This is a genomic window from Vibrio sp. 10N.247.310.24 (genome assembly GCF_041467175.1).
Taxonomy (GTDB): Bacteria; Pseudomonadota; Gammaproteobacteria; order Enterobacterales; family Vibrionaceae; genus Vibrio; species Vibrio tasmaniensis_A.
Map to the genome: position 1 here is coordinate 44,513 of NZ_JBFSUD010000008.1, position 12,970 is coordinate 57,482.

The following is a 12,970-nucleotide window of genomic DNA, read 5'->3' on the forward strand; positions in this document are numbered from 1 at the left end:
TGGAATGATGATAGACATGACGAATTTATTGCGTTCAATCGACAACAACCACAAAGGGCTGCAATTGCTGCTAGGCGACTTTTATAAGGACTTTTCGGACGCACCGATGAACATAGAGATGCTTCATAAAGGTAATCGTTTTGATGAACTCAACAACTACTCTAAAAAATTGAAAACCATCTTAACTTTGTTATGCGACCAAGACCTGCCGCCCAAAATGGCCAAGTTGGAACATTTGAGTAAACACGAATTCCCTGCGCCGGAAGCGCTTTTAGAGGATGTAAAAACTGAACTACAAAACGTCAATAGACAAATCCATCACTTGTTGGATATTAAGGAAGTTGTAGATGACGAGTCATCGAGGTAGGTCATGAGCAATAACCAAATAGAGCATCACCTAAGAAAAGCGCTTGTTTCTAACAACGAGGCTTCCAAGGTCACAGCAGATGACACCATCGTGCTTGCAAGTGCGATGACTAGCGTTCACAAGACGTTACTCATCATTTTTCTACTTGCTTTGGTGGCTATCGCCGTAGCGTCACAAGCACGCATCGACATTGTCGTTTCTGTGCGTGGCGAGCTGTTACTAGAGTCTGATGTTGAGAAAGTTCAACATCTAGAAGGCGGTATTTTAGAAGAGCTGTTAGTGAGAAAAGGGGAAGTTGTGTATGAAGGCCAACCTATTGCTCGAATCCGCTCACTCGACCGTAACACCCAACTCGATACAGTGAACACCGAAATCATTCAGCTGGAACTCGATAAAATCCGTTATGAAAGCTTGCGTGACATGGTCGAACCAAACTTTGCTTCTTACATCGAAAAGTACCCAGAACAAGTTCAAGTCAACATGAATACGTGGCAGCAAGAGTTCTCGAAGAACCGCTCTAACGAAGAGCTGATCACTCACGATATTAAACACAAAAACTCTCTAATTGGATCAATGCTAAAGCGTCGCAAAAGCTCAGAGAACCAACTCTCACTCATTCGCAAACAACTCAACATCAAAAACACGCTTTATAAAGAAGAGATGGCGTCATATGTCGACGTTCTAAATATGAAAGTACAAGAATCCAATATGGTTCGTGAGATTGAAAACCTTGATGAGTCCGTCATGAATGAACGTTTCCAGCTCGACAAACTCGAGAAACAACATCGAGACTTGGTTGAGAACCGAAACTCTGAGTACCAAGCACAAATCATCCAGGCCAATAAAGACCTCAAACTAAAACGGATCTTACAACCACAGCACTCCGATAAGGTAGACCGACTCATAGTCTACTCACCAGTGGATGGTGTGGTCGACAAATTACACTTCAACTTCCGTTCTGCGGTAATACCACCCGGCGAGAGTATCGCTGATATTGCTCCAATCAATAACTCCCTACACGGTGAAGCGAAAATTCCGCGTAAAGACATGGGGTTTGTTGAAATTGGCCAGGCGGTAAAAGTAAAAATGGATACTTATAACTTCGCAAAATATGGATTTGTTGAGGGAACCATCGCCTCAATTAGCCGTTCATCATACGAAGAAGAAGATGCCGAATTCTATTTGGCAGAGATTGAGATTGATCGAAACTTTCTTGAACGAGGAGGCACTCAATACAAATTATCACCTTATATGGAATTTACCGCCGACGTAAAAACAGGCTCGCGTCGCGTGATCGAATACGCTGCAAAACCTGTGATGTCAGCCATCGAAGATGCATTCGATGAGAGGTAATCAATGAGCGGAAAACCTTCTTATAACATTTCCGTACCAGCTCTACGTCTGAGCATATTGTTCAGCGTAGTACTAGCGGCGCTCGCTTTCTATTTATACTTTTCTTGGTCAAAAGTAGATTCGGTTGCTCAAGTGCAAAGTGCCCCACTGCTCATACAAGCTCAGAAGCTTAATCAGACCATCGAACAAGATATTCAAACTCTACAGCAGTGCTTAAGTACCGACACTTGTGGTACTAACGAATTCAATCTAGTTAACTTGAAGCGTGAAATAGATGAATTTAGATCGCTAGCCTCTTTGAACAAAACTGAGTTCAGCTTGGTTGGCGCGACTGAATACACCCAACTTGAATTAGCTATCAATCGCTTTTCCGACAGCACTAAAACACGCAACGACGTACTCGACTTATACCTGTCACTGACCAACAACTACCTACAGATGGACGACAACTACCGCACCATGTTCAACAACCATGCGAGCGACTTGATGTCAGAGAAAAATGAGTTCTTTATCTGGTTGTTTATGGTGGTCGTGATACTGGCAGTAATCACGGTCCTATCGAACTCAGTTGCTATGTTGAAGCTGAAGAAATCCAGCTCTAATGAACGAGAAATCGACTATGAGTTCGATGCTCTCTATCAAGAGCTGAAACAACTCGACTTACAAAGACTCGAAGAGCTTCTGAATGAAGTGAGCATCAATCCGAAACAACGCCAGATCTACTCTCACCTCAAACTGATTTTCAGTAAATTGGAAGACCAAAAGCGCAATAACGATCTCTACAAACAGCTGTATGCGCTAATCGGCTATGAGATTCGCGGAATCACCAACACCATCAACGGTGGTGTCCAATATCTGGTTCAAGAAACCGATGAAAACGGCGTATTGATGGCGAAGGATATTACCTCAGCATGTAGTACGTTATCTGAGTTAGCAGAAAACTATAACCGTTTGATTTCACAGGGTACGGAAAGTAAGTCGAAGGAATTCTCTTTACTGAGCGTGTTGTCTGAATTGATGATTCATATCAGCGCCAAAGTTCAGAGGAACGAAGGTCAACTCGACTGCTTTATCTCTGATAATTTGCCGAACCGTGTGGAAGGCCAATCCACCAGCTTGTTCTGGATCTTGTTCCTGCAGCTTTCTAACGCCATCCAACTTAAATCAAACAAGAAGTTGTTCGTGACAATAGAGTCTGGCGCAGCTTCGGATATGGAAAATACACGTGTCACCATCAATCTGAATTTCCTTTCAACACTGGATGTCTCTGTCGCCAAGCTCAATAAGCTCCATTGGAGCGATCATAAACACCATACTGCTAACACAGACGACTTAGCGAAAAGCGTATTAAAAGATTACGGGTATTACGAAAGTCACTGGTTCCAATCGGGTACACAGGAACGTTTTCAGATCGAGCTTGATCTCAAGGCGAAGAATTTCCATACAGAGAAAACTCGCTTCGACGGCAAGCGTTTACTGCTTTGCGCCAATACACAAGTTCGTATAGATGTAATGAAGAAAATGCTCAGTAACTTGGGGCTTGATATCACTGAAATCCGCACTGCAAATGAGTTGTTTTCAGCGGCGAAGACCTTTGGTGAGTACGATGCCATCATGCTGACCGATACCTTTGAACCTAACAAGCTGCCATCACTGAGCAAAACGGTGAAATCTCAACTTAAGAATCATCCAAATACCAAGCTGTTGCTGTCAGTAACCAATACTCAGCATGCACAAGAGTGTCACAGCTTCGTCGATAAGATCATCAACTCCCCTGCGATTCCTTATGAGTTTATTCCGAACTTACTCACCATTATGGAAGCAGAAGCATCAGAAGAGCAGATGGAAAACAGTTCATTCCTTATCGTAGAGGATGACCGAGTTCAACAGATCTTACTTAAACGAATTTTAACCAAACAAGAGTATGAACCAGACACGGTTGGCGATGGTGCCGACGCAGTAGAGCACTTCATGAATAAACGTTCTGACATCATTTTCATGGACTGCATCATGCCAGGTATGGGCGGCATTGAAGCGACCAAACGCATTCGCCAGTTTGAACAAGAGAACGAGAAAAACCCTTGTACCATCATAGGGGCAACCGCATTGACCAGCAGTAACGAACACCAGGCTTGTATTGAAGCCGGAATGGATTACGTGATCAGCAAACCTTACAAAAGCGACCAAATCATCAAGGTGATCAACAAGTATGTGGCGGTACAGAAACTTAACTAGCAGCATTATGGCTGCGCTTGCATTCAGCACAACACCTTCAGTATCGGCGACGACCCTGCTTGAGGCGGTAGAACTCGGCCTGCAAAACAGCCTATCCCTTCGCGCCAGTGATAAAGGTGTGGAAGAGAACGAATACAACATTGGGATCAGCCGCTCTAAGTTTCTTCCTTCACTCAATGGTGCAGCTGATACTACATGGAATGAGAATGAAACCTTGTTATCGAGCGTGCCCGATGAAACCTCCAGCTATAACTCAAACAGCTACAGCCTTTCCCTTACCCAATCGATATTCAATCTTGGTGATATTTTTAAATATGGAACGGCAAAACTCGACTTCAATATTGAAGAAATTAAACACGAGAACAAAATCCAGAGCACTATCTCTGAAATCGGCTCTCAATACTTCGAGTATTTGAAAAACAATGCGCAAATAAAAGCGACCAAGGTAGAGCTTAAGTCGTCTGAGACTCGTGAACATCAGATGCGACGCAACGTAGAGTTGGGGAACACAGCCGCCAGCGAGCTGTACGAAGTTATCGCTCAGAAAGAAGGTGTGTCGAATCGATTAAGAACCTTGCAGAAAGATCGCCGTGTCATTCTCAACGGGCTATCCATTCAGATTCAGTACCCTATCACTCCATCACAGGATATATACGAAAGTGTGCCATTAAAAGAGATAAACGAAAGCGAACAACACTCAATCATGGATCAAGCGTTAAAGCTCAACAACGACTTACTAGTAGCCAAGAAAAACGTCGAGAGAAGCCGTAGAAGCTTAAAAGAGAGCGGTACAAACTTCTTACCTACCGTGTCACTCTCAGCCAGCTATCGTCACGATGACGCCAATAACTACGATAAAACCGACATCACAGCGACAGGCGAAAGCAACTCAACTAGCGTTGGCTTGAACCTAGCCTTGCCTATTTTGTCTGGTGGTTCTGATTACTATGGATATCAAAAATCATCGACGGCAATTGAACGTACTGAACTGCTTTATCAAGACTCGCTTTACACCACGCGCAACAGCGTGAACACCTCTGTACTCAACATCAACGATTTTTCGCAATCTATAAGCAGTTACGAGAACATCATTCGCGCCAACTATGCCTCTTATAAAGGGATCCAAAGAGCCTACCAATTAGGCACGCGTACCATCACCGACTTGCTGGCGGCGGAAAGTAAACTGTTCAGCGCTTTGAGAGACTATGAAAGCGCACGATACGACTACATCATCGAGACCATCAAGCTTGAGCAAATTAAAGGCATACTCTCAATTCAATCGATAGAGAGCATCATGCAATTGATGAGCGATATTGAGGGACGAGACAATCAAGATTTGGTGCCGAAACACCTTCTCTCAACGGAGTCATTGAGAAAAGGAGGTCGTAATGCAAACTGAGCAATTTTCGCAAAAGATCAATATGGCAGATAAGTGTTATCTGACTTTCTCAACGATAATATCGACCCTGTTTGGCTTGGTACTGCCCTTCTCTATTCTGATCATTTTTGACCGAGTGTTACCCAACCAAGCACAAGATACTCTGTTCTTACTGTTTACGATTATCTTGATTTCCATCTTCCTTGACTACCACCTGAAAAATCAGGAAGAGAAGATTTCCTCTGTCATCATGAGGCAGTTTGAGACCAACTTAACCAATAAGGTATTTCAATCCATCTGTTTGGCTGAGATCTCTAAATTCCGCCGTTTAGAGCCCGGTGAATATTTGGAGCGTATTTCGACCATTCCAGAACTGAAAACCTTTTTTGGTGGAGAATCGGTTCGAGCACTGATCAACCTTGCTGTCAGTTTGATTACCATCCTTATCATAGGACTCATCAACATATGGGCTGGTATTACACTTCTGATTGCCTCTGTCATCTTGGCTATTTTCGCGTGGAGCCTTTCCAAACAAAAGATTGGTAGTTTGCAGAATAAGTCAGACATCGAAGGGTTAACCACCTCCAAAATCATCGAGATCATCTCTAGCCCGCTTGATATCAAAGCTCGAAATATGGAATACCGCGTTGAAAGCCTGATGACACAAATGGTCGAGGAACGTGAAGTTGAAAACATCAAATACGAACAGATTGAATCGAATTTTGGCTTAATCTTAGCGCTCATCCAACAACTCTCGATTGCTTGTGTTGTTGTGGTATTGGCAACAGCCGTGATCAATATGGAGTCAAGCCAAGGCATTATGGCCGCGATAATCATGCTTACCAATCGTTACTTCGCGCCCTACCAACAAGTGATGCGTACCGCGAGCCGCTGGGAACTAAACAAGCTCCATATACAACGTATCGCCGAACTTCTTGAACTGGCCGCGTCGGTTGAACATCAACATGAGACGACCGAAGTAGAACGTATTTCTGTTAAATATTCTGAAAAGCAGCGTATCGAATTCGAACTCGGACAAACTTATTTGCTTACCGGGAAAAGTGGCTCCGGCAAGACCCACCTTGCTAACTGTATTACACGTCAGAACAATGATAACAAACTGGACATCATGATTAATGACACGCCTCTGAGTGACGTAAACTACAACGTTTGGCGTAACAGCGTGCTGATGGTCGATAAAACAAGTTCATTCGTGGAAGGGACCATTATTGATAACCTAACCTGTTTCCGTCCAAGCCTGAACAATACGGCTTTCGCCTTATGTGAAACCATGAACATCAAGGCTCAAATTGATGGGCTGCCTGCAGGTTTCTATACCGAGCTCAAAGGTCACATGCGTAACCCATTCTCACGCCAAGTTGGCTATGCTCTGTTATTAGTCCGTGCCCTGCTCGCCAGTAAGCGTGTGTTGATATTCGACGATATAGACTGCGTCTTTGATGAAGAATTTGCGCGCGTCGTGCTGACCAGTACCGCCTATCGTGCCAATGACAAAATCTTAATCATCGCCAGCAATAAGATGGATAAACTTAACCACCGCCTCAAACGCGTAAAACTTATCGGAGGTGACCAATGAGTATCCTAGTAGACTTCAATAATGTGCCGCAACGTGTTTTGGATTTTGAATCTAGTGGATACGACGAACGTTACAGTCAATCGCCACTTATTCGTGGTTTGGCCTACACCTTGATAGCGCTCGAATGGGAAGGCACGCCCGCTATACTCAGCGATGCTTTTATTCCAAAACCCAAAGACGGCGATAGCTTTACAGCAACCATAGAGCGCCTTGGATACCGCTGTGATGTGACCAAACTAAAGACACTCGAGAATATCGATAAATATCCTCACCCGTGCTTTATTGAGATAGAAAACCTCAGTGCCATCTTCTTAGGGACAAAAGATGGGAAGTTGCTGCTGTTTGATTACACGAACAACAACATCATTGAATACCCAATGTGTAAAAAGCCCTGCTTGCTGATTTCTATTAGCGAGTACTCTCGTCTGTTCCGCGAACCACCTCCGGAATCGCAAGACAGAAGCAATTGGATAAAATACGCTTTCTATCGTTACAACAATGAACTTAAAAGCCTGATCATTCTGAGCTTCGTCATCAGTATTCTCGGTGCGTTACAGCCATTCTTCATCATGAGTGTCTATAACTTCGCACTGACTTCGAGTTCTCAAGCCACGCTCTATTGGTTGACCCTATTTGCCGTGATCGTCGGCTTCTCGGAATACTTCTTCAAAAAGATGCGAGTCAACATCATTGCGACCTCCGGTAAAGATCTCGCGGTTCACATATCCCAAGCCGTAATATCGAAACTGCTTTGGCTGCCCTACGCAATGACTTCAACCGCAGGGGTTTCGTCTCAGTTGGCTCGTTTGAAAGATATCGATACCTTCCGCCGCTTAGTGACCGCAGAATCGACCCTTAGTTACTTTGATATGCCGTTTGTGATTGTATTCATCATTGCGATTGCTCTGATGTCTGGCACCGCTGCACTTGTGGTGATGGGCGGCTTAATATTGATGTTGGTGTTCTGTGTTTACTCTCGTTACATCTACTCACAAGCCACATCTAAAAGCTCTCGCGCCAATGCGATGGTCTCTTATCAATGGAATGAAATCCTTCGTGGTATCAAGACCATTCAGGGTTTGCCTTTGTTGCGCGTGGTTCAATCTCGTTTTAGTGCCTCCCATATGCAAAGCACCAATGATGCGGAGAATGTCGCTGTAACCAACAGTAAAATTCAGGCTGCAGGTGGTAGTTTGATTCAGGTGATTGGTACTGCAAGTATCGTGACCGCAGTAATCGGAGTCATGGAAGGCACTTCTGATGCGGGCGCGATGCTCGCAACCGTTATTCTCGTTTGGAAAGCACTAGGCCCGATAATGGGCATCTATAACTCAATTTCTAAGTTTCAATCCATCAAGGCTTCGTCGGCACAGATCAACAACTTGATGTCGATGAATGACGACAAGTTAACGCTAGAAAAAAGCCCGCCTATTCGGCTGTTCCAAGGAAATATTGTGGGCAGTGGTGTCAGCCACCGTTACACAGGGGCAGCAACAGGGTTAACCAACTTGGGGTTCAAAATACCACCCAGTGCAAAAGTGGTCATTTGTGGCCCTACGGGCTGCGGAAAAACCACCTTAATTTCAATCATTGCTGGGCTAGAAGACCGCTATCAAGGCGCAGTTTCTGTCGATGGTTACAACATTAAACAGTTCAATAGCTACCGTTATCGCACCTCAATTAACTACATCCCTTTTAACCTGCATATTTTTGAAGGCTCACTAGAAACCAACTTCATTCTGCATAACGGACTCATTCCGACAGAGAAAATGCAGGAGATGGTGAGCTTCTTCGAGCTAGACGAATGGCTGCCAGAAGGCTTAGCGACTCAATTGAGTGTCGATAAGTGCAAAGGTCTTCCCAATGGCATTCAACAAAAGCTGCGTTTGGCACTTGGTTTAGGTAACTGTGAGCAATCTCTGATAATCATTGATGAACCGTTCAACGGGGCTGAAAATGAAAACGCCCAGTATTTTAACCGCCTGTTCAGCGATAAGTTGCTGAATAAAACCGTCATTTTTTCGACCAATGATCCCGGTTTGATCGCTACTTCCAATATGAGTTTGGTTCTAGAACCTGATGGCAACTTGAAATATTTTGGCTTAACAGACAAATACTTAAACAGCTTGAGTTAAACACGACGATGCTTATTCACAAATTACTCGTTAGATAAATAGATGTAATTGACAAAAACATAAGTGAGAGAGATGATTCGCTCTAAAATCACCGATACAAAGGAAGCAAATGTACACATTCGTTGCAGACAAGCTTGATGTAGCTTACTTATCCGCAATTCCTGAAAACCATCAACTTCAGGGCTGCGATGTGCCTGAAGAGGAAATCGAACTTCGAGAGATCATAGAAGTTTGGTATGAGTGTGCCTTTCTACCCGTTTTCAATCTTCAGAAAATCGATATCGAGAACAAAGCTGAGTTAACCGTCGTACAATCAAATGTTCTGAGCAACGATACGCGTACGCTCGCTTTCCTACTCAAAAACAGAGTGTACCGCGCTGCACTGAACAGAATACTCGGTGTTTGGGCGCTAGAACCTTCTGCAAAAACGGGGTTAGAGCAACTTCTATTTGAACTAAGTCTCGATAAAAATCACCCTAATTAACTCGCTTTTTAAGATACTCATCAATAAGCATCAAAATCAAACCGACCGCCAAACGCTATAAATTGCTAGCAAGACAAGCTATTTCAAAATAAGCTGTGGAATCACAAGAACTTATACCCCTCCCACACTTCCATTAAATTTACAGTTTCAAAGTTTCCATATCGGCATTTTTATTCTACTGTTTTTATATAAAACCAGTTGGATGGATCCTTAATATGTCGACACTTACGGTCTGGAATAACCTTTCAGTTAAACATAAACTCTTTGGCTTAGTTCTACTACCGATCTCATTGCTCCTTTTCTTAGCCGGTAGACAAGCTTACTTTCTGACTACGCAGTTAAACGATTTTGAGCGAACCAATCAGTTAGCAATTTACCTTGAAGATATCTCTGTCTTGTATCGAAGTACTTTGGCCCCAAACACTGAAGAGTTCGTTAATCGAAGTGCTAAGGTAAATGCCGAGCTCAAAGCACTTTCACCCAGCATATTTCTAAACAGTTCCGAAGAAGTGAACCAACTGCTGGCCGACTTCAGTGAGGCAACCTTGTCGACTATGAAAACGACCGACAGTTTCGATAAGCTGGATGCGATTGAGTGGCAAAGTGACTTGTACCAACAATTGTTGTTGGCCATTGAGAAAGTCCCTTTTGATATCACCAAGCGTGAGATTCAACAGCACCTCACCGCCTTGCATCAACTAGAGTGGTTGATGTTTTGGTCAAATGAAGAATTTAAGCTCAGCGCTTCGCTCTTCGATATTTACCAAAATCATCAAGAGTATGATTCTGAACTAGCCGAGTTGGTTGAAAGCCTCAATGCTAGGCAAGTTTTGTTCTTAGAAAGATTTGTATCCTTGAATGCCAATACACATCAAGTTTCACTCATGATTGAAGTGTTTAAAGATGAGGCTTTTATGAAAAGCCAAGAGATACGTCACGCACTTCATAGTTCATCCACAATAAGCGCATTGACTCCACAAGAGATCACTACCGGACTCAATGCGATGAGTGCTCGCCTAAGCCTGTTGCAGAATTTAGGTGACGTGATCAAACAAGAGTTCCAAGCCGAAGTAGCTCAAGCGATCTCAGATGCTCAAACAGAAAGAACGCTATTTATTTCCATCGTCACGTTGCTTGCAGCAACTGTTATGGGATTAACCCTCAGTTTAGCGAAACAAGTCACCAACAATCTTGGGCTAGTTCTTAGGTTCTTAAAAAGTGAAAACGATGATACCCGCCCTTCTTTGGCCAAACTGATTCAAGGCAAAGACGAACTCAGCCTATTTGCTCAGCAAGTAGAGCGACTCACCATCGAACGAGAACATGCAAAAGAGAAGTTAACGATAGCTAAAGAAGACGCAGAGCGAGCTAAAGAAGACGCCGAAGAAGCCAAAGACCACGCGATACAAGCTAGCAAAGCGAAAAGTAGCTTCTTGGCCAATATGTCTCATGAAATTCGAACCCCACTGAATGGCGTTATCGGAATTTCGGAGATCCTGTCAGACACACCACTTACACCAACACAACGTGATTATGTAGATACGATCGAGACCTCATCCCAACTACTGCTAAGCCTGATCAACGACATCTTAGACTTCTCTAAGATTGAATCTGGCATGCTATTAATCAGCCCGCATTCGGCATCGATTAGAGAATCCATTTACGACATCGCATCTATTGTCGCGCCAAAAGCTAAAGAGCAAAAAATATCAGTGAACGTTGATATCAGCCCAGACACACCTGCACGCGTGATGATCGATGATCACCGATTAAGACAGATCTTGATGAACTTTATGTCGAACGCGGTGAAGTTCACAGCAGAAGGTGGCGTTACCCTGTCAATCCAAACGCTAAACAAAGCAGAAAACAATGTCACCCTAAGGTTTTCTGTGCGAGACACGGGGATTGGTATCGATAAACAGCAACAGAAACAGATATTCGAACCGTTCGCTCAAGAAGATGATTCAACGACCAGACAATTCGGTGGTACTGGTCTTGGCCTTGCGATCAGTACTCAGCTTGTTGAACTTATGGGTGGTCAGATCCAACTCGACTCCGTCAAAGGTAAAGGCAGTTGTTTCTACTTCGATCTAGAATTACCCATTGATTTAATGTTGCCAAAACCAAGCACAGCAACCGCCGACATTTATGTTCTAGGTAACGCGAACATGCTCTCTAAACGAATAGAATGGGACCTTAACCTCTATGGTTTAGAAATAACCCAACAAACGAGAGATACAGCTGAGCTTACACAACAACTCACGATTCAAAAGCACGCTAACCCAATCACAGTTGTCTTTGCTGAAGATGACACATTCCAAGCCAGTGACTATACCAGTGACTTAGATAAGCTCCACCAAAACGGCATCACTATCTGCTTGATTCGATCATTTTTGAGCGAGCCGGCTGACATCGGCAATTATGTTACGGCTCAAGTATCACAACCCCTACTCGGTTTACGTTTGATTAAAGCGGTTGAGCTCTGTGATACACAGGGTCGGGTTGAGCTTTCAGAGGCGAGCCAACCTTCTCTAGAGATACAACACAAAATTCTGATCGTCGAAGACAACAAGGTCAACCAAAAAATTGCCGGGCTTCATGTTGGTAAAAGTGGTTTTGAATTCGAGTTTGCGAATAATGGCCAGGAAGCCGTGGACATGTTCAGATCGAACCCTCACTACGCAGCAATACTCATGGACTGCATGATGCCGGTTATGGATGGCTTTGAAGCGACAAGTAATATTCGCCGCGTTGAAAAAGAGACCAATGCCACGCGTCGTATCCCTATCATTGCCCTGACCGCCAGTGTTATTGATGACGATATTCAAAGGTGTTTCGACGTGGGCATGGATGACTATGTGCCAAAGCCATTCAAATTTGAAATGTTAAAAGAAAAAGTACTTGCCGCCGTTGAAGCAATGCCACTTCCTGTTGCCTACAAAACTAAATCTACGAAAAAACCCGCGACCGTAACGCCGATTCTTAATGCTGCAGCTAAACGGACTGTGCCAGAGGAAAGAGAACAAAACCCGGTTCCGATCAAATCTGAAAGAATACTACTCGTCGAAGACAATCGAGTTAACCAAAAAGTCGCTTCGGTCATGCTAACAAGGGCTGGTTACGCTTTTGAAATTGCAGAGAATGGTCAAATTGCCGTTGATATGTACCAAAACGACAGTAGTTTCGACATTATACTAATGGATTGCATGATGCCCGTTATGGACGGTTTCACAGCAACTAAGGAGATTCGGGAGCATGAGAAAAACCTAGGCTTAAGCAAAACCCCTATCATCGCGCTAACCGCCAGTGTTATCGATGATGACATTCAAAAGTGCTTTGATTCAGGCATGGATGGATACGTAGCGAAGCCCGTAAGAAAAGAAAAGCTATTCCATCAAATAGAAAGTGCGACTTGTTAGGA

8 protein-coding genes are annotated in these 12,970 nt (G+C 43.7%); all 8 read left to right on the top strand.

Going from position 1 to position 12,970, the window contains the following annotated elements; genetic code table 11:
• The first annotated feature begins 4 nt into the window (after positions 1-4).
• The 8 genes from AB6E08_RS04105 (at position 5) to AB6E08_RS04140 (ending at position 12,968) form a co-directional block, all read left to right on the top strand.
• The gene (locus AB6E08_RS04105; protein WP_017102613.1) at positions 5-367 is read left to right on the top strand and encodes a hypothetical protein; all 363 of its coding nucleotides are present in this window, start codon (positions 5-7) and stop codon (positions 365-367) included.
• A 3-nt stretch (positions 368-370) separates the two neighbouring features.
• Positions 371-1,720, top strand: coding sequence for an HlyD family type I secretion periplasmic adaptor subunit (locus tag AB6E08_RS04110; protein WP_009844977.1), 1,350 nt, complete (start codon positions 371-373; stop codon positions 1,718-1,720).
• Positions 1,721-1,723: 3 nt separating this feature from the next.
• A complete protein-coding gene (locus tag AB6E08_RS04115) occupies positions 1,724-3,955 on the top strand; it encodes a response regulator (protein WP_017102612.1) in 2,232 nt (743 codons plus the stop codon).
• Positions 3,930-5,354, top strand: coding sequence for a TolC family protein (locus tag AB6E08_RS04120; RefSeq protein WP_017102611.1), 1,425 nt, complete (start codon positions 3,930-3,932; stop codon positions 5,352-5,354). Before AB6E08_RS04115 ends, AB6E08_RS04120 begins: the two co-directional genes overlap by 26 nt.
• Positions 5,344-6,930, top strand: a complete 1,587-nt coding sequence (locus tag AB6E08_RS04125) for an ABC transporter transmembrane domain-containing protein (RefSeq protein ID WP_017102610.1) — start codon at positions 5,344-5,346, stop codon at positions 6,928-6,930. Before AB6E08_RS04120 ends, AB6E08_RS04125 begins: the two co-directional genes overlap by 11 nt.
• Entirely contained in the window at positions 6,927-9,065 is a 2,139-nt protein-coding gene (locus AB6E08_RS04130) for an ATP-binding cassette domain-containing protein (RefSeq protein WP_372065893.1), read from the top strand. Before AB6E08_RS04125 ends, AB6E08_RS04130 begins: the two co-directional genes overlap by 4 nt.
• Before the next feature lie 109 nt (positions 9,066-9,174).
• Positions 9,175-9,549: a hypothetical protein gene (locus AB6E08_RS04135; protein WP_102249232.1), complete on the top strand. Its 375-nt coding sequence runs from the start codon at positions 9,175-9,177 to the stop codon at positions 9,547-9,549.
• A 215-nt stretch (positions 9,550-9,764) separates the two neighbouring features.
• A complete protein-coding gene (locus AB6E08_RS04140; RefSeq protein ID WP_102249231.1) occupies positions 9,765-12,968 on the top strand; it encodes a response regulator in 3,204 nt (1,067 codons plus the stop codon).
• Positions 12,969-12,970 lie beyond the last annotated feature (2 nt).

Coding starts and splice junctions, on each gene's coding strand:
- AB6E08_RS04105 (WP_017102613.1), top strand. CDS start 5: ATGATGATAGACATGACGAATTTATTGCGTTCAATCGACAACAACCAC.
- AB6E08_RS04110 (WP_009844977.1), top strand. CDS start 371: ATGAGCAATAACCAAATAGAGCATCACCTAAGAAAAGCGCTTGTTTCT.
- AB6E08_RS04115 (WP_017102612.1), top strand. CDS start 1,724: ATGAGCGGAAAACCTTCTTATAACATTTCCGTACCAGCTCTACGTCTG.
- AB6E08_RS04120 (WP_017102611.1), top strand. CDS start 3,930: ATGTGGCGGTACAGAAACTTAACTAGCAGCATTATGGCTGCGCTTGCA.
- AB6E08_RS04125 (WP_017102610.1), top strand. CDS start 5,344: ATGCAAACTGAGCAATTTTCGCAAAAGATCAATATGGCAGATAAGTGT.
- AB6E08_RS04130 (WP_372065893.1), top strand. CDS start 6,927: ATGAGTATCCTAGTAGACTTCAATAATGTGCCGCAACGTGTTTTGGAT.
- AB6E08_RS04135 (WP_102249232.1), top strand. CDS start 9,175: ATGTACACATTCGTTGCAGACAAGCTTGATGTAGCTTACTTATCCGCA.
- AB6E08_RS04140 (WP_102249231.1), top strand. CDS start 9,765: ATGTCGACACTTACGGTCTGGAATAACCTTTCAGTTAAACATAAACTC.